The organism is Pseudomonas sp. GW821-FHT03C07, assembly GCF_059420925.1.
Genome location: NZ_JBWKUQ010000006.1, coordinates 256767 through 283472, shown reverse-complemented (window position 1 = coordinate 283472; position 26706 = coordinate 256767). Strand labels below are relative to the sequence as shown.

At 62.0% G+C, this 26706-nt stretch carries 20 protein-coding genes and 1 pseudogene; 14 read left to right on the top strand and 7 right to left on the bottom strand.

All coding sequences use genetic code 11. The annotated features are described in order from the left end of the window. The first annotated feature begins 441 nt into the window (after positions 1-441). The 10 genes and pseudogenes from AC07VG_RS14805 to AC07VG_RS14760 all read left to right on the top strand — a co-directional run bounded on the left by AC07VG_RS14805 (position 442) and on the right by AC07VG_RS14760 (position 12286). Positions 442-2082 (top strand): Nramp family divalent metal transporter, encoded by a 1641-nt coding sequence (locus AC07VG_RS14805; protein ID WP_495021416.1) that lies wholly within the window; start codon positions 442-444, stop codon positions 2080-2082. Between the two features lie 244 nt (positions 2083-2326). Beyond that, positions 2327-2788 (top strand): type IV pilin protein, encoded by a 462-nt coding sequence (locus tag AC07VG_RS14800; protein ID WP_495001347.1) that lies wholly within the window; start codon positions 2327-2329, stop codon positions 2786-2788. After that, the gene (locus AC07VG_RS14795) at positions 2788-3243 is read left to right on the top strand and encodes a pilus assembly FimT family protein (RefSeq protein WP_495021415.1); all 456 of its coding nucleotides are present in this window, start codon (positions 2788-2790) and stop codon (positions 3241-3243) included. The genes AC07VG_RS14800 and AC07VG_RS14795 overlap by 1 nt, the downstream gene beginning before the upstream one ends. Beyond that, positions 3227-3649 carry a hypothetical protein gene (locus tag AC07VG_RS14790; protein ID WP_495021414.1) on the top strand — a complete coding sequence of 141 codons (423 nt, stop codon included), beginning with the start codon at positions 3227-3229 and terminating at the stop codon, positions 3647-3649. The genes AC07VG_RS14795 and AC07VG_RS14790 overlap by 17 nt, the downstream gene beginning before the upstream one ends. After that, a complete protein-coding gene (locus AC07VG_RS14785; protein ID WP_495021413.1) occupies positions 3646-4377 on the top strand; it encodes a PilW family protein in 732 nt (243 codons plus the stop codon). The genes AC07VG_RS14790 and AC07VG_RS14785 overlap by 4 nt, the downstream gene beginning before the upstream one ends. An 11-nt stretch (positions 4378-4388) precedes the next feature. Continuing rightward, positions 4389-6554 carry a beta strand repeat-containing protein gene (locus tag AC07VG_RS14780; protein WP_495021412.1) on the top strand — a complete coding sequence of 722 codons (2166 nt, stop codon included), beginning with the start codon at positions 4389-4391 and terminating at the stop codon, positions 6552-6554. A 130-nt stretch (positions 6555-6684) separates the two neighbouring features. Next, a complete protein-coding gene (gene ggt, locus AC07VG_RS14775; RefSeq protein ID WP_495001342.1) occupies positions 6685-8517 on the top strand; it encodes a gamma-glutamyltransferase in 1833 nt (610 codons plus the stop codon). Positions 8518-8632: 115 nt separating this feature from the next. Continuing rightward, on the top strand, positions 8633-10099 hold the full coding sequence (locus AC07VG_RS14770) for an ArnT family glycosyltransferase (RefSeq protein WP_495021411.1): 1467 nt from the start codon (positions 8633-8635) through the stop codon (positions 10097-10099). 264 nt (positions 10100-10363) lie between these two features. Then, positions 10364-11383 (top strand): annotated as a pseudogene (locus tag AC07VG_RS14765) (methyl-accepting chemotaxis protein); the annotation flags it as partial. 39 nt (positions 11384-11422) lie between these two features. Next, on the top strand, positions 11423-12286 hold the full coding sequence (locus AC07VG_RS14760; RefSeq protein WP_495001439.1) for a methyl-accepting chemotaxis protein: 864 nt from the start codon (positions 11423-11425) through the stop codon (positions 12284-12286). 55 nt (positions 12287-12341) lie between these two features. On the opposite strand, the gene AC07VG_RS14755 is transcribed toward AC07VG_RS14760, so the two are convergent. The 3 genes from AC07VG_RS14755 to AC07VG_RS14745 all read right to left on the bottom strand — a co-directional run bounded on the left by AC07VG_RS14755 (position 12342) and on the right by AC07VG_RS14745 (position 14983). After that, complete coding sequence (locus tag AC07VG_RS14755) at positions 12342-12710, bottom strand: glyoxalase superfamily protein (RefSeq protein ID WP_495001340.1); 369 nt, start codon at positions 12708-12710, stop codon at positions 12342-12344. 207 nt (positions 12711-12917) lie between these two features. Next, positions 12918-13811 carry an NAD-dependent epimerase/dehydratase family protein gene (locus tag AC07VG_RS14750; protein ID WP_495021410.1) on the bottom strand — a complete coding sequence of 298 codons (894 nt, stop codon included), beginning with the start codon at positions 13809-13811 and terminating at the stop codon, positions 12918-12920. 260 nt (positions 13812-14071) lie between these two features. Beyond that, on the bottom strand, positions 14072-14983 hold the full coding sequence (locus AC07VG_RS14745) for a LysR substrate-binding domain-containing protein (RefSeq protein ID WP_495001338.1): 912 nt from the start codon (positions 14981-14983) through the stop codon (positions 14072-14074). 450 nt (positions 14984-15433) lie between these two features. Here AC07VG_RS14745 and AC07VG_RS14740 point away from each other — a divergent pair, with 450 nt between their 5' ends. Both AC07VG_RS14740 and AC07VG_RS14735 read left to right on the top strand, forming a co-directional pair. Then, entirely contained in the window at positions 15434-16720 is a 1287-nt protein-coding gene (locus tag AC07VG_RS14740) for an ABC transporter ATP-binding protein (RefSeq protein ID WP_495021409.1), read from the top strand. Continuing rightward, positions 16711-18789 (top strand): polysaccharide pyruvyl transferase family protein, encoded by a 2079-nt coding sequence (locus tag AC07VG_RS14735; RefSeq protein ID WP_495001336.1) that lies wholly within the window; start codon positions 16711-16713, stop codon positions 18787-18789. Before AC07VG_RS14740 ends, AC07VG_RS14735 begins: the two co-directional genes overlap by 10 nt. A 48-nt stretch (positions 18790-18837) precedes the next feature. Here AC07VG_RS14735 and AC07VG_RS14730 read toward each other — a convergent pair whose 3' ends face one another. Then, positions 18838-19605: a sulfite exporter TauE/SafE family protein gene (locus AC07VG_RS14730; RefSeq protein ID WP_495001335.1), complete on the bottom strand. Its 768-nt coding sequence runs from the start codon at positions 19603-19605 to the stop codon at positions 18838-18840. Positions 19606-19807: 202 nt separating this feature from the next. On the opposite strand from AC07VG_RS14730, the gene AC07VG_RS14725 reads away from it, so the two are divergent. Both AC07VG_RS14725 and AC07VG_RS14720 read left to right on the top strand, forming a co-directional pair. Beyond that, a complete protein-coding gene (locus AC07VG_RS14725) occupies positions 19808-20740 on the top strand; it encodes a LysR substrate-binding domain-containing protein (RefSeq protein ID WP_495021408.1) in 933 nt (310 codons plus the stop codon). Positions 20741-20779: 39 nt separating this feature from the next. Further along, positions 20780-21127: a cupin domain-containing protein gene (locus AC07VG_RS14720; RefSeq protein WP_103496138.1), complete on the top strand. Its 348-nt coding sequence runs from the start codon at positions 20780-20782 to the stop codon at positions 21125-21127. A gap of 79 nt (positions 21128-21206) precedes the next feature. On the opposite strand, the gene AC07VG_RS14715 is transcribed toward AC07VG_RS14720, so the two are convergent. The 3 genes from AC07VG_RS14715 to mmsB all read right to left on the bottom strand — a co-directional run bounded on the left by AC07VG_RS14715 (position 21207) and on the right by mmsB (position 26698). Continuing rightward, positions 21207-22685 carry an NCS1 family nucleobase:cation symporter-1 gene (locus tag AC07VG_RS14715; RefSeq protein ID WP_495001333.1) on the bottom strand — a complete coding sequence of 493 codons (1479 nt, stop codon included), beginning with the start codon at positions 22683-22685 and terminating at the stop codon, positions 21207-21209. A 438-nt stretch (positions 22686-23123) separates the two neighbouring features. Further along, the gene (locus tag AC07VG_RS14710; protein ID WP_495021407.1) at positions 23124-25487 is read right to left on the bottom strand and encodes a DNA polymerase II; all 2364 of its coding nucleotides are present in this window, start codon (positions 25485-25487) and stop codon (positions 23124-23126) included. 326 nt (positions 25488-25813) lie between these two features. Then, positions 25814-26698 carry a 3-hydroxyisobutyrate dehydrogenase gene (mmsB, locus tag AC07VG_RS14705; RefSeq protein ID WP_495001331.1) on the bottom strand — a complete coding sequence of 295 codons (885 nt, stop codon included), beginning with the start codon at positions 26696-26698 and terminating at the stop codon, positions 25814-25816. Positions 26699-26706 lie beyond the last annotated feature (8 nt).

Sequence of the window (26706 nt, the reverse complement as noted above, 5' to 3'; positions counted from 1 at the left end):
GCGGCCCTCAAGGAGCCTCTCGACCCGTTGTTGCTCCCTATAAAAGTTTCATAAATTTTCACTCACCACCTTTCCTCACATTTTGTTACATTAGCGCAAATAACCACGGAGAACTCCCATGGACCCCAGCTCTAGTAGGCCGGTCACACTGACTGGAATGGTGCCGCCTGGCAGGTAGGACTGACCCTGGTTGATCTCCCCCCGCTCGAACGCCCCGCGCTTTATGCAGTTCCCTTCCGTGTGACCTCCAAGCAACCCGGACCGACCTCGGTCAGCGGTTGAATACCCAATTTATTTGCGCTTCCCGTAACGCCAGGAATGCCTGTCATTTCGTCTCCAGCAACGCCCACGGACTGTGGCCAGGAGAAGGAAGACCCATGCTCGCCTGTCCGTGGGAAACCAAAAAGCGGCTGCCAATGCCACGCTTTGGAGGAACTCACCATGTCCAACTTGAATGCACAATCCGCTGTTCTCGACAGCGCCCACATCGGCGATATCCGCGGAGCCTTCGGCACCATCCGCCATGACGATATCGCCCCACGCAACGGCTGGATGCATCGCCTCAAAACCCTGCTGGCCATCCTCGGCCCGGGCCTGATCGTGATGGTCGGCGACAACGACGCCGGGGCGTTCAGCACCTACGGCCAAGCCGGCCAGAACTACGGCACGCTGCTGCTGTGGACCCTGGCCCTGCTGATCCCGGTGCTCTACGTCAACCAGGAGATGGTCCTGCGCCTGGGCGTGGTGACCGGTGTCGGCCATGCCCGCCTGATCCTCGACCGCTTCGGCAAGTTCTGGGGCGCGTTCAGCGCCATCGACCTGTTTATCCTCAACGCCCTGACCATCGTCACCGAATTCATCGGTATCAGCCTGGGGATGGATTTCCTCGGCGTGCCCAAGGTGGCCGGCGTGTGCCTGGCCGCGGTGTTCATCATGCTGGCGGCATGCACGGGCAATTTCCGACGCTTCGAGCGGTTCGCCCTGATCCTGGTCTTCGGCAGCCTGCTGCTGGTGCCGATTTTCGTGATGATCCACCCACCGATGACGCAGGTCGCCCATGACTTCTTCACCCCGCAACTGCCGGCTGACGGCAAGCTGTCGGAGGTGCTGCTGCTGATCATCGGGATTGTCGGCACCACCGTGGCGCCCTGGCAGTTGTTCTTCCAGCAAAGCTACGTGATCGACAAGCGCATCACCCCGCGCTTCATCAAGTACGAACGCGCCGACCTGTGGCTGGGCATCGCCATGGTGGTGATCGGGGCGGTGGCGATGATTGCCTTCACCGCGCAGGTTTTCGTCGGCCACCCGGAGTTCGGCAACTTCACTGACGCCGGCGCCATCGCCGCCGGTATCGCCAAGTACCACGGGCGCCTGCCGGGTGTGTTGTTCGCGGTCGCACTGATCGACGCCAGTATCATCGGCGCCATGGCGGTGTCGCTGTCGACCGCCTATGCACTGGGCGATGTCCTGAGCCTCAAGCACTCGTTGCACCGCAAGCCCGGCGACGCCAAGGGCTTCTACCTGATGTACTGCGGCCTGATCGCCGTCGCCGCGGCCCTGGTGCTGATCCCCGGCGTACCGCTGGGCCTGCTGACCAACGCGGTACAGACCCTGGCCGGCGTGTTACTGCCCAGCGCCACGGTGTTCCTGCTGCTACTGTGTAATGACAAGGAAGTGCTCGGCCCCTGGGTGAACAAGCGCTTCACCAATGTGGTGACCGCGGTCATCGTCGCGATACTGGTGCTGTTGTCCGTGGTCCTGACCTCGGCCGTGGCGTTCCCGGACATGTCCGGTGAAACCATCACCGATATTCTGATCGGCGGCGGTATCGTCGGCCTGGTCATCGCCATCGCGGTCAACGTACTGCATGCCCGCGAAGCCGTGGACAAGGCCGGCCTGACCGACAAGGCGAGCACTTTCACCCAGGAAATGATGAACTCCTGGCGCATGCCAGCGCTGAACAAGCTCAAGCCCATGGTCCTGTCGCAACGCAATCGGATCTGGATGGGGGTGCTGCGCGGTTACCTGGTTGTCGCCATGGGCATGGTGATTTTCAAGGTGGTCCAGTTGGCGATGGCGTGACCCCCTCGGGTCGAGCCAAAAACTACTGAAGCCGACCGAGCATGGGCCTGCTTATTGCTCGCTTATGTTCGGTCAATATCAGCGCAAGCCGACGAATAATTGATGAGGCTAACGGGGCCCGGGACAACACCGACGATGAAATGCTCTGCAGATCCGACCAGTCACCCTGATCCGGTCACCGAAGTGCGACTCACTGATGTCATAATGCGACCTGACTACAGGGTCACGGGGACGCGCTAATCAAATGTCTATGAACCACGCCAGAAAACAATCGGGATTCACCCTGATCGAAATGATGATCACCGTCGCCATCGTCGCGATCCTCGCCGCCATTGCGCTTCCGGCCTACACTAGCTACATCACCAAGAGCGATATCAAGGCGGCCCAGGCCGACCTCGTCGCGCTGAGCCTCAATCTGGAAAACTACTATCAGAAACAGTTGGCCTACCCGGTCTCGACGGCCAGCGGCATAACCTCGATCCAGTGCGCACTGATTGGCAACCCTACACCCTGCACCGCCCCGTCGTCAGGCTGGCAACCCAGCCAGTCCAGCCTGTTCAGCTACTCCATCAGCTCCACCGCCACAACTTATACCGTGACCGCAACGGGTAGCAGCGGCAGTGTCAATGGCTGCGTCATCACGCTGGATCAAGGCAATAATCGCAACATCGCTTCCTGCAGCTCGTATAACGGCGGCTGGCTGTAATGAACAGTCGCGGCTTCACCCTGATCGAGTTGATGATTACCATCACCCTGTTCGGCCTCTTGCTGTTCGTGGGGATGCCCTTGACCCAGTCATGGACCAACAGTGGTTATCAGCGCGATGCCGCCGGCCTCTTGAAACAAGGGATCAGCCGCGCCAAGGCAATCGCCCTGCGCAACCAGGGTAAAATGCAGGACTCCGCGCCCGCTGCCGTACTGTGCCGCTCCGGGCAGAACCTCAGGCTGTACAGCCTTTCCAGCGCCATCGACTGTACTGCGACCACGCAGATCTGGAGCACCTCGCTTCCGAACGCCGCGGTGATCCAGACTGGCGGTGTCGATCTGGTCTGCATCGCCTTCAACAACCGAGGTTTTGCAGTCAGCTCCGGCTCGTGCACCACCAGCACCATTCAAGTCACGGCCGGCAGCGAGAGTTCAGTCGATGTCCCGATTATATAAGCTGGCCTCGAAGCGACAACGGGGCGACGTGCTGCTCGAATCACTGATTGGTATCCTGCTGATGGCGATTGTCGGCCTGGGCATCACCTATGCCGCGTCGCGGGCGGCGGTAAGCCAGCGGGACATGAAACTGGAAAATATCGTGGTCGCCCAGATGCGCAGTCTGCTGGAGCAGAACGGCGCGTCGTTGTGCACGACCAACGCCGCCTTGCTCGTCGTCTCCATCCCCACCCAGACAGCCACCCTGCCGATCATAGCGACCTGCACCAGCGCCCCAGCCGTCACGGCTGGTACCAGCGCCACCCCCCTCCCCGGCGGGCCGCAACAGAGTTCGGTAGTACTCACTACACGCAGCTCGGACAGCAGCATTTTTGGCGGCATCATCCGCGTGGGAGACGAGTCATGAGCAGCGAGCAGCGTGGCTTCACGCTGATCAGCCTGATGGTCGGCACGGTCATTTCCCTGCTCAGCATACTGGCCATGCTCTCGTTGTATAAAAACCTGGTCTACACTTCCGCGGCATCGATCCAGAGCGCTCGACAGGACGGAGAGATCGCATCAGGCCTGTTGACAGCCCAGCGAGAACTGATGAATGGCGGTTTCTGGAGCGGCAGCGCGACCGCGCGCGCCACCTCCGATATCGACAACTACTTCGTGCTGCTCTCCGGCGCCACCCTGACCAATGGCACGCTGGCCGGCACTGCCACCGCCCAGACCAGCTTTCCAACCCTGACCAGTTCCGCACCGAATGGCATCACGGGTAATGCCATTGTCTGGTCCTATCAGACCAGTTCCACCGCGACTACAGCCAGTTGCGCAGGGCTCGTGGTCATCAACGGCGCCCTGGTCAGCCTCAAGGGCGCGGTCGGCTGTACCCAGGCCTCGACGCAATGGAACACCACCACCTGGACCAGCACCACGCTGATCGAAGCCGGCCAGGGCACCACGATGTTTTCAGTAGGCTTCGCCACCTGCTGGCCCTACGGTCGCACCATCAACACCGCCTATCGCCTGCAAGTCACCCTGAGTGCCAATAACAGCACGCTGGACCCGAACAGCACCGATCCTCAGCCCGCCTATGTCAAAAGCAAGGCGACGGTCTGTCTGATCAATTTCGAAAAGCCTACTTCCTAGCCGAGCTCTCGATGCCAGCCTCATCGTTTTCCACATCGTCGCGCACCGCTCAACGTGGCATGGCCGCAACGCTGATGATCCTGTTCATCGGCATGGCCCTGACCGTGACCGCCCTGGGGATGATGTACGGCATACGCGGCGCCCAGCAACAGCAGGTGGCGGCACACGCCACCTCGCCAGCGGAGTCGCGAGTCTGGAACGGCGTGGAATGGGTGCGTCAGTACTTGCAGGCGCAGTTGCAGAATGGCACCCTGAACGTCACCGCGGGCGACCTACCCATCAGCGCCACTGGACTCAAAGCGACGATACTTCCTGGCAGCACCAACACCCAGGTAACCGCCAACATCACCGCCACCAACAACTTGGCGACCAGCACCCTACAAGTGGTCTATGTGCTGACGCCGGCCAGTCCCGCGACCACAACCAACGGGGCCCTGCCCCCAGCCTTGCAGTTCAACGGCGACTTCAACTACAGCGGCGGCAGCCTGTCGATCACCAACGGCACGGCCCTGGCGAATATCGCCGTGATGGGCACGCTGAGCATTTCCAGTGGTTCGAAAGCCTATGTCTCCGGTTGCGCCAAGGGCGGTATCAACCTCAGTGGCGGTGGCATCGCGGACAATGCAACCCTCAACACCGAAGGTACCTTTACCTTTAGTTCCAGCAGCCAGCCGGTCAACCTGACCGTGGGGGCCAAGACCATCAACATCTCCCAGTCCGGCGGCAGCTATGTGGCGATCACGGCGGGAGCGTTCAAGGCCAATGTGCTGTCGGGCGGATCGACGATCGGCACCGCCCTGGTCGGCGGCACAAAAAACACCGACAACTCGATCACCGCCGCCAGCACCGGCACCGCACTGATCACCCTCACCGATGGCACGGTCTATACCCTGGACCTGAGCAAGGTCAGCCAATCCAGTGGGGTCATCAGTACCACGGCCGGCGCGGTGCTGATCTCAGGGACCGGCACCCTGCCCGCCAGCATCTCGCTGACCTACAACTCGGTATACGGCGGCGGCGTCAACTTCCTGACCGGCACCGTCGGGACCTTGTGGGGCAACACCCTGGCGATCACCGGCTTCAGCGGCACCTACACCACACTCAAAGCCAACAGCGACGTATCGATCCTCACCGCGACAGTAGGTCAGTTCCAGGGCGGCGGAAATTTGAACGTGAAGCAATACAATACCCCGTCATTCAGCGCGGCCAGCCAGATCGCCGGCACGCTGCTCAACCAGGACGGCACGACCTACACCGGCACGGCACTGGCGAACCTGACGCAGAATGTCGCCGGCGCCTCGCCCGGCCTGCCCGGCGTGCCGTACTGCAACATCACCGTCTCCACGGTGGACGTCACGGCCCTGAAAAGCCAGGCCAACTATGTGTTCGCTTTTTCCGGGAGCACACCGACGCTGACGATTCAGAACGTCAAAACCTCCGCGGGCACGGCAGTGCCAGCGGGGCCCTATGACCTCACGAAAACCGATATGCGCACCCTGCTGGGCGCCAACTTCATGATCTGCAACTATGGCAACACCAGTTGCGGCAGCAGTGCGACCCCCAGCAGCGGCTGGACCTTTACGGGTATCAAGGCCATGCCGCCAGGTGTGCTCTGGTTCGATGGCAATATCACCCTCGATGGCGTGCAGAGCCTGACCCGGCTGACCAATACCGTGCTCAGCAACAGCAACAGCAGCAATAACAACAAGGGCGACGTTACCCTGACCAGCAGCGGCATGGTGCCGTTGTACTCGCCGAACTTCTCCGGCTACACCAACCTGTGCGGCGGGTCGTTCTACCCGACCAACCTGTGCGACAAGACAGCGGGGGCCCTGACCACCTGGACCGACGCCTCCAACGTCAGCCACAGCGGCCTGCCCATCGGCAACATCGCCATTGAAGCCAACGGCGGGCTGAACAGCAGCGGCTGGACCCTATACGGCAACGTCATCCTCGGCGGTCTCGTCAGTACCACGGGGGCCACCACCAGTATCAAGGGCGCGCTTTCCAGCGGTGGCAACGGCACCAGCACGACCACCATTTCCCAGGGCGGCATCGCCGTCGACGTCTCGAGCGTGACCAGCGACCAGACCATCACCACCACCCCGCCCAGCACGGGTGGCGGCGGCGGGGCGGTCCAGGCCTCGACGAGAGTGCGCTGGATCCGGGCATATTGAGTTCAGCGCCGCCGTCACCGTCCCCCTGTGCCGGCGGCGCTGACACTTTTGCATCCCCCCGATCGACGACTGTTCCAGCCAACGCGCCCGGACTATAGTGCTCCGCATGTCCAAGGCAGGAGCCTACACAGTGCACTCACGTTTTCCATCACGCCGCTTCCCTCTTCGCGCCCTGACCCTGAGCCTCGCGCTCACCCTCTGCAACGTCCCGTTTGCCTCAGCCGACACCCGCCTGCCCGACGCCCCGGAAATCGGCACGGGCTATCGCACGGGCATGCTCACCCAACACGCCACCCGGCACATGGCCGCGGCGGCCAACCCGCTGGCGGCCGCGGCCGGGCGCGAGATCCTGCGCCAGGGCGGCTCAGCCGTGGATGCGGCGATTGCCATGCAAGCCGTACTGACCCTGGTGGAACCGCAAGCCACCGGCATCGGCGGCGGCGCCTTTATCATGGTCTGGGATGGCAAACAGGTGCATGCCTACGACGGACGTGAAACCGCACCGGCGGGCGCCACCGAGCAACTCTTCCTCAAACCCGACGGCACGCCAATGGCCTTCACCCAGGCCCAGATCGGCGGACGCTCGGTCGGTACGCCCGGGGTGCTGCGCGCCCTTGAACTGGCCCATCGCAGCCAGGGCCGCCTGCCCTGGGCGAAGCTCTTCGACCCGGCCATCCGCCTGGCCGAACAGGGCTTCCCGATTTCACCGCGCCTGCACAAGCAGATCGTCGCCAGTCCGTTCCTGCCCCACTCGCCGGCCATGGCCGCGTACTTCCTCAATGCCGACGGCAGCCCGAAAGCCGTCGGTACGATGCTGAAGAACCCGCAACTGGCCGCCGTGCTCAAGCGCATCGCCAACGAAGGCACGGATGCGCTCTACAAGGGCGTCATCGCCGAGGAGATCGTCGCGGCGGTCAATCGCAGCACCAACCCCGGAACGCTCTCGCTGGCCGACCTGCAAAGCTATCAGGCCAAGGAACGCACGCCGCTGTGCTCCGACTACAAGCAATGGCAGCTCTGCGGCATGCCACCCCCCTCCTCCGGTGGCATCGCCATCGCACAGATCTTCGGCACCCTGCAGGCTCTCGAGGCCCAGGACAAACGCCAGGCGCTGTCAGCGCTCGGTCCGGTGAAAAGCGCCAGCCCCGCCGGTCTCGAACCGCGCCCGCAAGCCGTGCACCTGATCGCCGAAGCCGACCGCCTGGCCTATGCCGATCGGGGTCTGTATGTCGCCGACAGCGACTTCATCCCGGTCCCGGTCGCCGGGCTGATCGACCCCACCTACCTCGCCAGCCGCGCCCGCCTGATCGGTGAGCGCAGCCTGGGCCAGGCCGAGCCCGGCGTGCCGGCCGGCATCCAGGTGGCCCTGGCCCCGGACCGCTCGCCAATGCGCATTTCTACTTCGCAGATCGTCGCCGTGGACGACCAGGGCGGTGCCGTGTCGATGACCACCACGGTGGAAAGCTCGTTCGGCTCACACCTGATGGTCGAGGGTTTTATCCTCAACAATCAACTGACCGACTTCTCCTTCATCCCGAGTGAAAACGGCAAGCCGGTGGCCAACCGTGTCGAGCCGGGCAAACGCCCACGCTCGGCCATGGCGCCGACCCTGGTGTTCGACCGTTCGAGTGGCGAGTTTCTCGGTACCGTCGGCTCGCCCGGCGGCTCGCAGATCATCGAGTACGTTTCCAAGACCCTGGTCGGCCTGCTGGACTGGAAGCTCGATCCGCAATCGGCTATCAACCTGCCCAACTTCGGCAGCCGCAATGGCCCTACCGAACTGGAACAAGGCCTGTTCTCAGCCCAGTTGGTGAAAGCATTGCAGGACAAGGGACACCCCGTCAGCGAGCTGGACATGACCAGCGGCACCCAGGCGATCATGCGCGTGCGCGATGCCAAGGGGCAGTCGTCATGGGCCGGCGGCGCCGATCCTCGGCGCGAGGGTGAGGCGCTGGGCGACTGAAATATCTTGGAACACTCTGGGGCGACGGCTCTTCACAATATGTTGAGAAATCGCCCCGTATACTTTTCCAATCCACAGCTTGCCTTGCGACCCGCTCCTCTCTTTCGGTATCACTATGCGAATGACACGCCCCTTTCTCCTCCTGCTCCTTCTGGGTGGCCTACTGTTTTTTTTCGGACTGGGTAACCACGAGCTGCAAGGCTCCACGGAATCCCGGGTGGCCGGGATCGCGATGGAAATGCACCTGACCCAGGATTGGGTCACTCCGCACCTGCTGGGTGAACCTTTCCTGGAAAAACCACCGCTGAGCCTATGGCTCGACGCCGGCGCCATCCAGTTGTTTGGCGGCACGCCCCTGGCCGTGCGCCTCGCCTCGGCCTTCGCCGGCCTGTTCACGGTGCTTGCGCTCTTTGCGTTTCTGCGCAAAATCGGTCGCCCCAGCGTACTGGCCTGGACCGCCGCCGCGATGCTCGCCACCATGGCCAGCTACCTGGGCAACGCGCGCCAGGTCGGCGAAGACGCGCTGCTCAGCCTCGGGGTGACCCTGGCCCTGCTGGCCTTCTTCCGCGCCACCGAGCAACGCGCAAAAGGTAACCCGAGCCTCAGCGTCTGGTGTGTCTTCGCCCTCGGCATCGTGATCGCGACCCTGAGCAAGGGCGTACTGGGCCTTGCCCTGCCGGGTATCGTGATTTTCGTCTACCTGGTGAGCCAAAGCCTGATCGACAAACGCTTCAGCCTTGGCGACTGGCTGCGTCCGGCGCTGTTCACCGCGCTCGGGCTGATCCCCCTGCTGATCTGGCTATGCCTGCTCTACCAGCGCGGCGGCCTGCAGGCCGTCGGCGAAGTGCTGTGGGCCAACAGCGTCGGCCGCTTCAGCGGTTCCTTCACCTCCGCCGGACACTATGAACCGTTCTACTACTACCTGGCCAAGCTGCCGGAAGCCTTCCTGCCCTGGAACCTGCTGGTGTACCTGGGCCTGTGGAACCTGCGCAAACGCCTGGTGGACAACCGCCACCTGCTGTTCGCCAGTGTCTGGATCCTGGCCCAGTTCACCCTGCTGACCCTGGCCTCCAGCAAGCGCATGGTCTACCTGATGTCCATGGCTCCGGCCGCCGCCATCATCGCCGCCGAGTACTCGGTGGTGATCCTCGAGTGGCTGCGTCGACGCTCGGCCAGTTCGACCTTCAGCGCCAAACTGGTGAAACATCACCGGCCCCTGGCAATGGGGCTGATGGCGCTGGTGGTCGGCGGCTACCTGGTAGCGGCAGCGCTGGAGTCGCGCTCCGACGTCAAGAACTCCTTCAAACCGCTGACCGACCAGGTCATCGAACTGCAGGCCCACGGCAAGCAGGTCGCGCTGTTCCAGCCGGAAGAGCGCCTGGCCTCGACCGTGTTCTATACCCAACGCCAGCAACAAGTGCTGATGACCGAAGCCGAGTTGAGCGCTTTCCTGGCTGCCTCGCCGGACAATGTGGTCATCGTCGACCAGGGCCTGAAAATCCCGGCACCTCCGGCACCGGCCAAGGTCCTGAGCAGTGTCACCATCGGCGGCAAGCGTCTGTATAACTTCTACGGGCAATAAACGCCCCCATACGCTCCCCCCCCCCAAAAACCGGTGCCTTCGTAGCGCCGGTTTTTTTTCACCCGAAACCGACTTCACGAACAGCCAAACGACAAACACAGCTATCCTCGCCCCCACAACACAGAAACATGCTGTATGACAAAATATCGTTCAGCTATCTGTGTTACCGCCGATAGAAGCTCTACCAACAAATTCAGCTGGCTCCAAAAACAACACCTTCCAGCCACCCGATAGCATGCAACACAACGTTCCTGGAGGAATTCGATGAATAGCTGGTTTGGCAATATCAGCGTCAACCTGAAACTTGGTCTGGGGTTCGGCTTGGTGCTGCTCCTGACCACCATGCTGGCCCTGACCGGCTGGAACAGCCTGGGCGGCCTGATCGATCGCAGCAACTGGATGAGCGACATCACCCAGCTCAACGCCTCGCTGACCAAACTGCGCGTGGCCCGCCTGCAATATATGCTGGCCGATGGCAACGAAACCGCCGCACAGAACGTGCAGGTCACCCTGGAAGCCTTCATCGCCCAGCAGCAAAAGCTGATCGGCAGCTTCAAGAGCCCGGAAAACCTCAAGCTGCTCAAAGAGCAGGCCGACCTTATCTCGCAATACCAGCAATCGCTGAACAAGATGCGCGATGCCTATCGCACCGGCAACGGCGCCCGCCAGACCATGGGTGACAACGCCGAGACCGTCAACAAGCTGATCAACGCCATCCACGACCAGGTGCTGAACATGCAGCCTGGCGAGGAAGGCCGCTTCGAACGCTTCCAGGCCATCACCCGGGCCAAGGAACAGTTTCAGTTGACCCGCTATGAAGTGCGCGGTTATGCCGCCAACAGCAACCCGGACACCGAGCAGAAAGCCTTCAATCAGTTGAGCGAAGCGATCGACGGGCTCAAAGCACTGGCGCAAGCCTTCAGCAGTGCCGAACAGGCCTCCGTGACCCAGCTCGAGACGGCCCTGGGCAACTACCGCAGCGCCTTGCAGGCCTACAAAGCGGCCAACGCCGGCATCGCCCAGGCGCGCAAGGAAATGACCGACCAGGGCACCGACATCGTCACTCGCAGCGAAGCGCTGTATCAGATCCAACTGGACCGACGCGACAGCGAAAGCGCCCAGGCCCGCACCTTCCAACTGGGCAGTACGCTGCTGGCGTTGCTGGTCGGGATTCTCGCCGCCGTGGTCATCACTCGGCAGATCACCCGCCCGATCCGCGAGACCCTCGGTGTGGTCGAGCGCATTGCCGCCGGTGACCTGACCCACAACCTGGTGGTGACCCGCCGTGACGAACTGGGTGTGCTGCAACAAGGCATCCAGCGCATGGGCAGCACCCTGCGCGACCTGATCAGCGGTATCCGCGATGGTGTCACCCAGATCGCCAGCGCCGCCGAGGAACTCTCGGCGGTCACCGAACAGACCAGCGCCGGGGTCAACAGCCAGAAAATCGAAACCGATCAGGTGGCCACGGCGATGCACGAAATGACCGCCACCGTTCAGGAGGTCGCGCGCAATGCCGAACAGGCCTCCCAGGCCGCCGCCGCCGCGGACGGTGAAGCCCGTGAAGGTGACAAGGTGGTCGGCGAGGCCATTGCCCAGATCGAACGCCTGGCCACCGAAGTGGTGCGTTCGACCGAAGCCATGACCGTGCTGCAACAGGAAAGCGACAAGATCGGCGCGGTCATGGATGTGATCAAGGCCGTGGCCGAACAAACCAACCTGCTGGCACTCAACGCCGCCATCGAGGCGGCCCGGGCCGGTGAAGCCGGACGCGGGTTTGCCGTGGTGGCTGACGAAGTGCGCGGCCTGGCCCAGCGTACCCAGAAGTCCACCGAAGAGATCGAGGGCCTGGTGGCCGCCTTGCAGAACGGTACCCAGCAAGTGGCGAACGTGATGAACAACAGCCGCAACCTGACCGACAGCAGTGTCGCCCTGACCCGCAAGGCCGGCGTCTCACTGGAGAACATCACCCGCACGGTGTCGAACATCCAGTCGATGAACCAGCAGATCGCCGCGGCAGCCGAGCAGCAGAGCGCGGTGGCCGAGGAAATCAGCCGGAGTATCGTCAATGTGCGCGATGTGTCCGAACAGGCCGCCGCCGCCAGCGACGAAACCGCGGCGTCCAGCGTCGAGCTGGCCCGGTTGGGTAATCAGTTGCAGATGATGGTCAGCCACTTCCGCGTGTAACGCCACTGTCTCGCCAGGCCCCACAGAACGGAAACTGTGGAGCCGGCGGACGCTGTCAGACGCAAATCGCGTGGGTAAATACCAGCCGATTGCCGAACGGATCGTAAATCGCCATGTCCAGGCTGCCCCAGGGCATCGCCTGGATCTCCAGCGGTTCAGCATCGCCGGCCTTGTCCAGCAACTGCGCCCTGAAGCCTTCCAGTTCGTCGGTTTCGATGCGCAACGCCGCCCCCGGCGCGGCATCGCCAGTGTGCTCGCTCAGGTGCAGCACGCAATCCCCCCGGGACACTTGCAGATACAGGGGAAACCCGGGCTCGAAACGGTGCCGCCAATCGACGCTGAACCCAAGGAAGTCAACGTAGAACGCCAAGGCCTTGCCTTCGTCTTCGATACGCAAGATGGGAGTGGTTTTACCGAAGCTCATGACGGGTCTTCCTGGCTACCTGAGTTAAAGCGCTTCGGCCTGGAAAGCAGATTCTTTAATAGCCAGATGCCACCACTACTAAAAGCGCGAAGCGCCTCGCAAAAACCGCGTCGTAAAGCCTCCGCGCGCGCAGACAAGCGAGCAGATCCCAGAGCCTGGTCGGGCTGATCGCCACCCAGGCCCGGAAGCGATCGACCCGCTGTTCCTTCACACCATCTCGTTGAGAATCCACTCGGTCACCGAGGTGCGCTTGGGCACCCAACCCAGCAGTTCGCGGGCCTTCCTGCCGCGCACCCGGCTGTTGGAGCCCAGGCCATAGTTGGCCATTTCATAACCCCATTCGGCCTCGGCGTCGGCCAGCGGCCAGTCCTGCGGTTCACCCAGGCCCAGGGCCCGGGCCATGGCGGTGGTCATCTGGAAAAACGCCGCCTCGCCGCTTTCCACGAAGTAGAAGGCGCCCGCCGGGGTCTTGGCCAGTGCCAGCAGATACAGCGCCACCACATCATCGATATGCACGTTGGACCAGATGTTCCGGCCCGTGCCGACATGGCGCACCACGCCACTCTTGCGCGCCTGTTTGAGCAGCCGCGGCAACTGCACGCTGTCGCGGTTCACACCCTGGCTGTGGCCGTAGATCAGTGTGTTGCAGAGCACCGCCGAACGCACGCCAAAGGCCGCCGCGCCCAGCACCAGATGGTCGATGGCCACGCGCGCGGCCTTGTCGACGGTGGGTGCGGGCAATTGGTCTTCGTGGTAGATGCTGTCGCTGGCCAGGCCGCCGGATGCGTCGCCGACGATGCTCGAACCGCTGGTGTGCAGGAACACCTTGTCGGAACCGCGCAGGGCGCCGAGCAAGGCTTCAACCGCACCCCGATGGTCGCTGCTGGCGGCGTTGATCACCGCATCGGCCCGACGCGCCTGCTCAGCGAGCAGGGTGCTGTCATCCAGGGTACCGATAAGCGGGGTAATGCCCAGTTGGCGCATGTCTTCGGCCTGCCCGGCGCTACGTACCAGGCCCGTGACCTGATGACCGGCCTTGACCAGGCCGGTGGCGATGGAGCCGCCGATAAAGCCGGCGGCGCCGGTAATGAAAACGTTCATGGAGAAACTCCGTGCAGGGGTCAGTGATGGATCCAGTATCGAAGACTTATCCGTGCCGAATAAGCCTGGATGACCCAATTCACTCTTGCGCAGGAATCACGAATTGCCTGAGTACAACCGGCACTTCCCCGTAAAACGCTGACTCTGCACGGTCCTTGTAGGAGCCGGCTTGCCGGCGATTGCGATGCCACATTCACCACCGCCATCGCCAGCAAGCCGGCGCCTACAGGTGACGCCGTGGTCTCAGGCGGCGCATTGCCTTAACCGACCAACACCGGATCGGCATAACCCGCCAGCTTGCCCTGGATAAAATCGAGGAAGCACTGGATCCGCAATGCCAGTTGCGAGTTGCGGTAGTACACCGCGTGAATCGGCTGGCGATAGCCACTGTTGGCCTCGGGCAAAATCACCTGCAGGCGCCCGGCCTGAATGTCCTGATGGGTCATGAAATGCGACAGGCAGACAATGCCCTGCCCTTCCAGCGCCAACTGGCGCAAGGTCTCGCCGCTGGACGCGCTGATGCCCGGCTGGATCTGCCAGCGGTCGCCCTGGGCATGCCGCAACGGCCAGTGATTGAGGCTTTCGGTCTGGGTGAACCCGAGCAACGTATGCCCGGACAACTCGCTGACGCTGGCCGGTATCCCATGCGTCTCCAGGTACGCGGGGCTGGCGAGGATATTCAGCGGGCTGCTGCCCAGGGAGCGCGCATGCAGGGTCGAGTCCGCCAGGTTGCCGATACGAATGGCGATATCGGTGCTTTGCTCCAGCAGGTCGATGATCAGGTCGTTGCTGTTGAGCTCCAGCTGGATATCCGGATACAGGCGGCGAAACTCCGCGATATAAGGCACCACCGCGTGCAACATGAAGGGCGAAGCGGCATTGATCCGCAGGCGTCCGGCGGGCGTCTGCTGACGCAAGGACAGCCGCTCTTCCAGTTCATCCATCTGCGCCAGGATCTGCTTGGCCCGCTCGAAGAAGAACTTGCCCTCCTCGGTCAAATCCATGCGCCGCGTGGTGCGGTTGATCAAGGTGGTTTCCAACTTGGCCTCAAGCCGCGACAGGCTCCGGCTGACCGCCGAGGGCGTCTGGCCGACCTGTTCAGCCGCGGCGGAAATCGAGCCGCACTCGATGACACACACGAAGATCTGCAACTCATCGGATCTGGCTTTCAACCGCTATCCCTCATGGAAAACTTGCTCAACAGTCGCCGTATTCCACGGCCACTTTATTTTGTCTGAAATGTATTAATCCAAACACAATTATCACACTGGCCTGCTCCGTCTTCAGACGTTGCTTCCCTTAACTAACTTACGATTTTTAGAGGCTTATTGACGCCAATATCCCGGCAAAACTCGCCCTGTTCCACGTCGCTGCGCTTCAAGACAGACTGTTTGCCACACCGGTATAATTCGATATATCGAAAGCCTCAATTATCACTTATTCTCAGTCGCGCAAGCATGACACGATAGACACGGGACAGGCTCCCGCTCAAAGCCGAGAAAAGAACGACTCCTTTCGCCGACAACGAAAACAACTGTGCCTCACCGACCTTTCGGTTATGCACCGAGGCAAACGAGACGGGTGCTTTAAGGATGCTTGTATGATGTGTAACGGACTTGCCAATGTCGCTTGATTTCGCAATTGATGTCCAAGACCTGAGCAAATGCTATCAGATCTACGACGCTCCCCAAGACCGCCTGTTGCAAATGCTGCTGCGCAACCGCAAGCAGTTTTATCGTGAGTTCTGGGCGCTCAAAGCCCTGTCACTGCAAATTCGCCGAGGCGAAACCGTCGGCATTATTGGCCGCAACGGCAGCGGAAAATCCACGCTCTTGCAGTTGATCTGCGGCACCTTGACGCCCACCCAGGGCAACCTCCAGGTCCGAGGCCGGATTGCCGCCCTGCTGGAGTTGGGTTCTGGCTTCAATCCGGAATTCAGCGGTCGAGAGAATGTCTACCTCAACGCCGCGGTCCTGGGCCTGACGTCGGCGCAGATCGACGCCCGCTTCGAGGAGATCCAGGCCTTCGCCAACATTGGCGACTTTATCGACCAACCGACCAAGACCTACTCCAGCGGCATGCTGGTACGGTTGGCCTTTGCGGTATCGGTGTGCGTGGAGCCGGACATCCTCATCGTCGACGAAGCGCTTTCCGTGGGCGACGCGGCCTTCCAGTTCAAGTGCCTGAACCGTCTGGAGGCCCTGACCAAAAGTGGCACCACGCTGCTGTTCGTGTCCCACGATATGAGCCTGGTCAAACGCTTCTGCCACCGGGTGATTTACCTGCGCCAAGGCCAACTGGTTGCCAGCGGTACTCCCGAAGACATGGCCGAGCTGTACCTGCTCGACATGCGTGATGAACAGCGACGCGGGGCCTCCGGAGGCAATATCGCCGTCACGCGCAAGTCCTTCCTCGACACCCGGGACGGTATCGCCTTCGGCACCACTGAGGGGCATATCAGCAGCGCCGTGTTCACCAATACACAAGCGCTGACATCCGCCTACCTGTACGGCGAAAATATCGAGATCCACGTCCAGGCCCGGATTCAAACATCGGTCCGCCACCCGTCGATCAGCCTCACCCTTCAAGAAGCCCACCTGCTGGTCATCGGCGGCGCCAACCTGGCGCTTTCGGTAGAGCCGGAGGAAAACGGCTGGCAGCGCGCTTCAATCACTATCACCTTCAAGGCAAAGCTGGCGGCAGGTCGTTATCACATCACCCTCAAACTCATGGATGGGCTGATCGAACACACCGCCCAACTGATCGAAAAGCAAGTCGCGCCGTTGGCTTTCGAGATGTTGCCCAACGCCGAAAATTTTCTTGGGGTTGTCGATCTGGGTTTACAGGCCGTCGACGTATCCGCCCGGGAAAATCCTCTATTCAATAACGGAATCGCACCATGCAAATGACTGCACGTACCTGGCACATCGGAATCTTCGGCACTTTCGATGTAGAGAACTATGGTGACTTGCTGTTCCCGATCCTCGCCGAAGCCGAATTAAGCAAGCGCCTTGGCTCGGTTCAACTGCATCGTTTTTCCTACAATGCAAAAACTCAAGCCGAGTGGCCCTATACCGTTACTTCGCTAACCGAACTGCCGGAATTGGCCGAGCAACTCGACGGCGTCCTGATCGGCGGTGGTTTCATCATCCGCTTCGACAAGGTCGTCGCCCATGGCTACGCGCCTCCCAGCCCGGATATTCATCACCCCACGGGTTATTGGCTATCGCCGGCGCTGATTGCCCAGCAGCATGGCGTCCCGGTGGTCTGGAACGCTCCGGGCATGCATTGCAATGATATTCCCGAGTGGAGCACGCCCCTGCTCAAGCTCGCGCTGGAACACAGCCAATGTGTGCGGGTCCGGGATGAGCCGTCACGCGCCAGCCTGAGAGAGCTCAGCCCCAACACCGACATTCAGGTGCTGCCCGATACCGCCTTTAACCTGCCGAGCCTGATCGACGAGCAACACCCCAGCGCGGCCTTTGCCAAGCTGTGCGGGACCTGCGGGCTGGGTGCGCCGTATATCGTTATCCAGTCGATTCACGTGGTTGAGCCGTTTTTACAACTGTTCGAACAACACCCGGAGGCGTTAGCCGGCTACCGCCTGCTGGTCATGCCGATCGGCCCGGTGCTGGGTGACCATCACATGGTGGTGACAACGCGTATCCCCAACACCATCACCTTGCCTTTCTGGCCGGACCCGCTACTGCTGGCGGAGATCCTCGGCCATGCCCAAGCGGTCATCGGTCACAGCTATCACTTGTCCATCAGCGCCCTGGTCTTTGGCGTGCCGGTGTTTTCCACAGCGGACCTGAGCACTGGCAAGTACACCGCACTGGCCAAAATGGGTCAGATGCATGCACTGCCGAAAGAGGAAGAACTGACGGTGCAATGGTTCACTTCACGGATTGGCAAAACCCAGCCGCCCCTGTCGCTAAAAACCGCAGCGGTGGAGCTGAACACCTATTGGGACCAGGTCGCGAACATCATCGTCCAAGGGAAGACCTCGTCGCGCCGCGCCCTCAATCGCTTCTGGCAACATCTGCCCACCTTGCTTGAACGCGGCGATAACCAGCCCCCGGCACTGACAGAACCGCCAGCACCTACGCTCGACTTTCTGAATATCGAGCTCAACGCACGGCAGCGACAGATCTTCCTACTGACAGAACAACTTGCGCTCAGCGAGAAGGCGATCATGACGCTGCAAAACTCCAACAGTTTCAAACTCACAGCGCCTTTGCGCTCGCTGGGGCGTGGTTTCAGAAAATTGAGAGCGCGACAAATGCAACCCATCCTGAACCTGTCGGCGCTCAAACACGGCGCACTCAAGAGCGACCCGTTTGCATGGGCCGAAATCGGCAACCTGTATTCGGCGCAAGACGCGGCCGCCCTGGCCGCGACCTATCCCCACGATCATTTCAAGACCGTGGCCGGTTATGGCGGCGAAAAGGATTATGAGTATGAGGCCCGCGCCTTGTTACCCATGGGTAGCAAGGCCATTGCCTACGAATCGGAACTGAGCGATGTCTGGCGCCGGCTTGCCCGGGATCTGTGCAGCGCCGCCTATCGCGAGGCCCTCAGCGCCTTGACCGACCAGGACCTGCGCCAGGCACCGATGGAAGTGAATGTTTTCCACTACGGCCCGGGGGCCAGCCTCGGCGCCCATCCGGACCTGCCGGACAAACGGGTCACGCATATTCTCTATTTCAATGAGTCCTGGGATCGGGCCCATGGCGGCTGCCTGAACATCCTGCGCGGCAAGGACCCCGCCGCGGTGGCCGCGCGGGTCGAGCCACTGGTGGGCAACTCTGCCGTGCTGGTGCGTTCGAACAACTCCTGGCACGCCGTCTCTCCCGTCGTCTCTGAGCAACGAATCTCACGCCGAAGCATGACGGTGACCTTCTACCAGCCCGGCTCCGAAAGCTCGATGTGGCCATCTGGCGATACCACGCCGCTGCACAGCTACCCACGAGACTGATTGAAACAGACCGGGGCCGGAGTCCTCCGTTCCCGGTTACGTCAAACATCAACCACCGATCAGCAGATGCCCGCCCAGCAGGCCCATGCCGATAAAGAACACCCGCTTGAACAACGTGGCACTGACCCGTTGGCGCAACCATTGCCCGAACAGCATGCCGAGAATCGCCGGGAGCAAGACCAGCAATGAAGCACCCAGGGCCCCCTCCCCCAGCGCCCCACGCCAGAACAGAGCGAGGGCCAGCGCCAGGGTCGAAACGGTGAACGACAGGCCCAGCGCCTGCACCAGCTCATCCTTGTTCAAGCCCAGCGCCTGCAGGTAAGGCACCGCAGGAATCACGAACACACCGGTAGCCGAGGTGATGAGCCCGGTGACCAGCCCACAGACCGGGCCCAGCCAGCGCGCCGTTCGAGTACCGACTCGCAGCACCGGTAGAAACAGGCCACTCAAGGCATACAGCAGCAAGGCGGCGCCCAACGCCCGCGCCATCCCATGACCGCCGTCCATCCCGCCCGACCACCAGGTGCCGGCAGCGGTGCCGAGGAAGATCGCCAGTAACATCGGCCACAGACGTTTGAGCAGGGTCGACAGGTGCCCGCCCGCCGCCAGTTGCCAGACATTGGTCAAGGTCGCTGGGATGATCAACAAGGCCGCAGCCTGCGTCGGCGCCATAGCCAGGCCGAGCAAGCCCATGGCAACCGTCGGCAGCCCGAGGCCGATTACGCCCTTGATCATGCCCGCCAGCAGAAAGGTGCCCAGCACCAGCAGGGAAAGGGCCAGGCCCAGGCTTTGGTAAAACTCGAGGAATGTATTCATGGCGACAGACTGGACCCGGGCGATGGGTTTGAAAATCTGTCATGCATTGAGCTAGCCTCTTGGATAATGAGAGGCAGATTCAACCTGTGGGAGCCGGCTTGCCGGCGATGAGACCCTTGAGTCTTGCATTGCCCTGACGGCCGCCATCGCCAGCAAGCTGGCTCCTACATTAGGGGAGCGGCGTACCGAATCGAGTGTATGAATGTACTTTGACCTGATCGACCTTCGGCTGTACCTGAATATCCTCGATGCCGGCAATATCACCGCCGGAGCCGCGCGCAGTCATTTGTCGCTGCCGGCCGCCAGTGCGCGGATACGGGCCCTGGAAACCTCCTTCGGCACAGCGTTTTTCCTGCGCGGTCGCCGTGGCGTCAGCCCCACTCCCGCCGGCAAGGCCCTGGCCCAGCATGCCCGACTGATGCTGCAACAGGCCGAACGCCTGCGCCAGGACCTGGCCGAGTACGCCCATGGCGTGAAAGGCCAGGTCCGCCTGCTGGGCAACAGCGCGGCGATCAGCGAATACCTGCCAGAACGGCTCGCCGACTTCCTGCGCAACCACCCGCATATCGACCTAGACCTGCAGGAGTTGCCCAGCTTGCGCATTGTCCACGCCATCAGCCAGGGCGCGGCGGAAATCGGCATCGTCTCCGATGCGGTGGACACCCTGGACCTGCAGACCCGCCCCTTTTGCGACGATCCATTGGTGGTGGCGATCCCCCTGGACCACCCCCTGGCACAGCAGTCGCATCTGCGCTTCAGCGATACCCTGCGCCACGAACAGGTCGGCCTGCCCGCCGGCAGCGCCCTGGCGGTGTACCTGGAGGAACAGGCCTTGCATCTGGGAACGCGCCTGCAACTGCGGGTGCGAGCCGACAGCTTTGACGGCGTGTTGCGCATGGTCGCCCGCGGCGCCGGTCCCGGCATTGTGCCCCAGGCGACCCTGGAGCGTTGGCCGGGCGCGGCGGCCTTTACCAGCCGTCCACTGCCAGAGCCCTGGGCCCGGCGCAAGCTGCTGCTGTGCGCCCGTTCGTTCGCACACCTGCCGGGTTACGCCCAGGCCTTGCTCGAGGCTTTATGCGCTCATGGGCAGGTCGATGTCGAACCTGGACAACTGCCCGGCTCCGGCGACCGCTAGGGTGCAGGCTTCCTCACGAACCTGCGCCCGGAGCCCAACATGTCCAATCCACCGATCACCGTTCTGCGCGACACCCACCCGTTGCCGGTCCTCGATGCCTGCAAATGGGAAAAACTGGCGGGCGACCCGCACACCGTCAACCTCAACGCCTACACCAGCGAAGACGGCAGCAAGATCATGGGCACCTGGATCTGCACCCCGGGCAAATGGCGGGTCGAGTACCTGAAGTGGGAGTACTGCCACTTCCAGGAAGGCTATTGCATCATCACCCCGGACGGCCTGGCGCCGATCCACCTGCGTGCCGGCGATATCTTCGTGATCGAACCCGGGATGAAAGGCACCTGGGAAGTGGTGGAAACCGTGCGCAAGTACTTCGTCTTCGCCTGATTTCGCGCAGCCGGAACTGACCGCTGGTGAACCGACGGACAACCCTGTCACGTCGTTTCACCCGGCCCCCGCGGTTCTACTAGACGGTTTCGCCGAGCGCTGAAACCGTCGTCCCGACGCGACTGGCCACCACATAGATAAGCGCGCCACTGCTGGCACCGATCAGCCATCCCCAGTCACCGACATTCACGATCAAGCCAAAGGCACCCAGCAACGCCAGGCCGATCGACAGGCTTCCCGACACGATCAGCGCAAACAACGCCTTGGTGTTCCAACCACCTTCGAAATACAGCGAGCCACTCGGCGACAGGCTGTACAAATCCTCCAGTTTGATGACCTGGCGCTTCACCCGATAGTAGTCGGCGACCATGATGCCGAACATCGGCCCCAGCACAGCGCCGAAGATACTCACGAATATCGTGATCGCCTGGGGACTTGAGACGAACAGCCATGGGCAGACCAGCACCGACAGGATCGACGTGATCAGACCACCCAGCTTGAAGTTGATTTTCTGCGGCGCCAGATTGGCGATGTCATAGGCGGGCGAGACGAAGTTCGCCACGATATTGATGCCCATGGTGGCGACGATGAAGGTGATCGCGCCGATGATCGAGACCAGTGGGTTGTTGATTTTTTCGACAATCAGCACCGGGTCCATGATGGCCTCGCCGAAGACCTTCATCGAACCGCCCGTGACGATGACCGTGATGATCGCGAAGACGATGAAGTTCACCGGTAGCCCCCAGAAGTTGCCCTTTTTCATCACCGCCTCAGTCTTGGCGAAACGGGAAAAGTCACCGAAGTTCAGCAGCAGCGCGGCGAAGTAGGCCACGATCAGCATCGCCGCGCCTGCCATCAGGCCGATCGACTCCAGGCCGGTGAAGTGCTTGTCGGTGAACTGCATCGAGAAGCTGTCCAGGCCGGTCTTCGAGATCATCCAGCCAGCCAGCGCGAACATGACCACATAGACCACCGGGCCGCAGAAATCGATAAATTTGCGAATCGTCTCCATCCCGGCGAGGAAGATCACCAACTGAAAGAACCACATGAAGGCGAAACTGATCCAGCCCAGCGTGGAAAGCCCCAGCAGGCTGTTGTGGGTGAACGCCGCCGCCGAGGGCAGCACCGCGATCACCAATACCTGCACGGCCTTGGAGGCGAAATAGGTCTGCACGCCGTACCAGACGATACCCACGACCCCGCGCACGACCGCCGCAAGGTTGGCGCCCCTGACACCGAAAGACATGCGCGCGACCACAGGAAACGGGATGCCGTACTTTTGCGACGGCCTGCCGATCAGGTTCATCAGGAAGTAGACGATCGTGATCCCGACGATCATCGAGAGCAACACCTGCCAACCCGTCAGCCCGAGAAAGAACAGGCTGGCGGCAAAGGTATAACCGCCTACCGAGTGAACGTCGGACATCCACATCGAGAACAGGCTGAACGTCCCCCAGGTGCGTCCCTCCGGCGGCGTGGGGGCAAGGTCCTGGTTGTAGAGCTGGGCGTGTGCGCCGGTGATGACGACCACCGGGACCTGATTTGCATCGATAGACATTGGGTAACTCCCATGATTTTTCGCATTCTGATTGGCGTTATTTTTGAATACATATACGTGCGATATTGGCTACAACCGCAAGCCTGATAAACACGCTTCAGCAAAATACGCGCCAGAAAAATCATGCTCCGTCTTATGGGTACACGCAGATCCGATCTTGAAGGGGCTGTACTGCATGGAGACTTTTCGATTGACGCGACTAAACGCATAAAAATGGATACATCCAATGGCTAAAATTGTTCATTGGAGTGCTCGTTCAGCGTAGACGCTTATTTTGCGAGCAAGGGCATCGCGGCCGCTTTTGTGCTGCAAAGGCGTACTGAAGATCATTCGAGCGATACGGGGGTGGCGGCTTGGCCGCGCCAAGGAGCGAGAGCGGTGCACACCTTGCGCCAATCTGGTGCCAGATATCGCTGAAGTTCACCCCCGGGACCCAGCTCAGAACAGCCCCAACTGCCCGCCGATCAGGGTGCCGAAATCATCCTGCACAAACGGCAGGATTGCGTCCGCCACCGGTTGTAGCTGCCGGGTGATGTAGTGGTCGTAGTCAATCGGCGCGCGGCGTATCTCCAGCGGCTCGGGCCCGGCCAGGGTGATCACGTAGCTGATCCAGCCACCGTTCTGGTACTGCCGAGGCCGGCCCTGTGCATCGTTGTACTCATCGGCCAGGCGTGCCGCCCGCACATGCGGCGGCACATTGCGCTGGTAGTCGCCCAACTGGCGGCGCAGGCGCTTGCGGTAGACCAGCCGGTCGTCCAACGCCCCCGCCAAAGTCCGGCGCACATAGTCACGTACATAGTCCTGATACGGCACCCGGTCGAAGATCCGCCGATACAATTCCTGCTGGAAGTCCTGGGCCAATGGCGACCAGTCGCTGCGCACGGTTTCCAGGCCTTTGTAGATCATCTCCTGGCTACCGTCGGCACGGGTCACCAGGCCGGCATAACGTTTCTTGCTGCCCTCCTCGGCACCACGAATGGTCGGCATCAGGAAGCGGCTGAAATGGGTTTCGAACTGTAGCTCCAGGGCGCTGCTCAGCCCGAGTTCCTGTTGCAGATGCTCACGCCACCATTGGTTGACCTGGGCCACCAGGCTACGGCCGATCTGCGCGGCGTCTTCATCGCTGTGCGCACGCTTGAGCCAGACGAAGGTGGAGTCGGTGTCGCCATAGATCACCGCGTAACCCTGGGCTTCGATCAACTGTCGGGTCCGGCGCATGATCTCGTGACCGCGCAGGGTGATGGAGGACGCCAGGCGCGTATCGAAAAAGCGGCAGCCGCTGGAACCGAGTACGCCGTAGAAGGCGTTCATGATGATCTTCAGGGCCTGGGACAGCGGCGCGTTGTGTTCGCGCTTGGCCGTCTCCCGCCCCTGCCAGACGCTCTCGACGATGGCCGGCAGGCAATGCCGCGTGCGCGAGAAACGTGCGCCACGAAAGCCGGGCACCGAGTCACTGTCTTCGGGATGGCGCAAACCTTCCACCAGCCCCACCGGGTCGATCAGGAAGGTGCGGATGATCGACGGATAGAGGCTTTTGTAATCGAGCACCAGCACCGACTCGTACAGGCCGGGCCGCGAGTCCATCACAAAACCGCCGGGACTGGCTTCGGGGGTTCGCTCGCCCAGGTTCGGCGCGACGAAGCCCTGGCGATGCATCAACGGCAGATAGAGATGGGTGAAAGCCGCCACCGAACCGCCGCTGCGGTCGGTGGGCAAGCCAGTGACCGTGGCGCGCTCCAGCAGGAAGGTCAGCAACTGGGTCTTGTTGAAGATTCGCGTCACCAGCTCGCAGTCCTTGAGGTTGTAGCGCGCCAGGGCGGGCTTGTCCTCGGCGAACATGCGGTCGATCTCGTCCATGCGCTGGTACGGGTTGTCGATCGACTTGCCCTCGCCGAGCAGGTGTTGCGCCACGTATTCGAGGCTGAAGGAAGGGAAGCTCCAGGTGGCCGAACGCAGGGCCTCGATGCCGTCGATGATCAAGCGGCCGGCGGCGGCGGCAAAGTAGTGGGTATTGCGGGCGCCGTTGTCGCGCCAGCCCATGACGTCGCCGCCACGTCCCAGGCGCAGCGGCACCTTCAGGCGTTCGGCGTGCTCATGCAGTACACGCAGGTCGAACTGCACCAGGTTCCAGCCGATGATCGCGTCGGGGTCGTGCAGGGCCAGCCAGTCGTTCAGGGCTTCGAGCAACCCAGCGCGAGTGTCGCGGTAGTCGAACTTGAAATCGACCTGCGTGGCATCGCCGTTGGCCGGGCCCAACATGTACACCTGGCGCTCGCCGCAGCCTTCCAGGGCGATGGAATACAGCTCGCCCTGCATGGTGGTCTCGATATCCAGCGACACCAGCTTCAAGCGCGGACGATAGTCCGGCGCCGGTTTCATCTGGGTATCGAGCAGCGGGCCGTCCGCGCTGGCGGTGCCGTCGAACTGAACCGGCGCGGTGATAAAGCGCTCCATCAGGAAGCGCTCGGGCGGGCGTATATCGGCTTCATAGACATCGACGCCGCCCTTGCGCAGCAACTTTTCGATATTCATCAGCTGCCGGTGTTGCTGGCAATACAGGCCGAGAACCGGACGGTGGTGAAAGTCCAGCAGTTCCAGCGGGCGCAGTTCGACTCCGCGCTCACCGCGCAACAAGGCTTCGGCACGTTGACGATGGGCGACGGGAATGAAGGCGACGGAGGGTTGCGGCGGTAGCCGGACATGCCGGGGACCGTTGTCGGTGGCCAGCCAGAACTCGACCTGCGTGCCCGCGGGGGTGTCGCGCCAATGCCGGGTCAGGACAAAACCCTGCTGTAGATCCACCACCCGCACCTCGAAAGCATTTTCAGGGGGATGATTCTACGCGTCCTGGGCGGCCAGGTGTGTGGGAGCGGAGCTTGTCGCATCGCCGCTGCGCCGCGAAGAGAAGGCTGCGGTCTTACAGATACACCGCATTATCGTTCTTCGCGGGCAAGCTCCGCTCCCACATTCAAAGCGGTGTTCCAACACAACAATACCGTCATACGAAAAACCCTGTGGGAGCGGAGCTTGCCCGCGAAGGGAGCACCGCGGTCTTGCAGGCACACCGCGGTGCTCCCTTCGCGGCGCTGCAACGATCCGTCAATCCCCCAATCCCCGCCCCCACAGACCTACGGCTTGCGATAGGCATTGATGATCGCCGAAAAATCCAGGCCACCGTCCCCGCGCAAACTCATCGCCTGATAAAGCTGCTGCGCCACCGCGCCCAGCACCACCGGCTGATGCGCCTGACGCGCCGCTTCCGTAGCCAACCCCAGATCCTTCAACATCAACTCGGCCCCAAAACCACCGGTATAACCACGCGAGGCCGGCGCCGTATCGACGATCCCCGGCCAGGGGTTATAGGTTTCCGAACTCCAGCAACGCCCAGTGGAACTGTTGATCACTCCGGCCAGTACCTGGGTGTCGATCCCCAGTGCAGCGCCAAGGGCCATGGCTTCGCTGACCCCGACCATGGAAATGCCCAGCAGCAGGTTGTTGCAGATCTTGGCAATCTGCCCGGTGCCCACTTCGCCGCAATGGACGATATTGCGACCCATCTGCGCCAGCACCGGTTGCAGGGTGGCGAACAGCTCCGCCGAAGCGCCGACCATAAAGGTCAGAGTCCCGGCCGCCGCACCGCCAGTCCCACCAGACACCGGCGCATCGCCCATCGCCACGCCCTGCTTGGCCGCCGCCGCCGCGACATCCTTGGCGGTCTGTGGATCGATGGTACTGCAATCCACCGCCGGAACGCCGCGACCGATACCGGCCAGCACACCGTCCTCGCCCAGCCAGACGCTGCGCACATGGGCCGCGGCCGGCAACATGGTAATCACCAGCTCGCTGCCCTGGGCGGCGGCTTTCGGCGATGCGCTGATGGTCCCGCCGAGGGCGGCCAGCTCCTCCAGCACGGTCTTGTTCAGGTCGAACAGGTTCAGGCTGTGCCCGGCCTTGATCAGGTTGCGCGCCATCGGCGCGCCCATGTTGCCCAAGCCGATAAATGCAATCTTCATGGCAGATT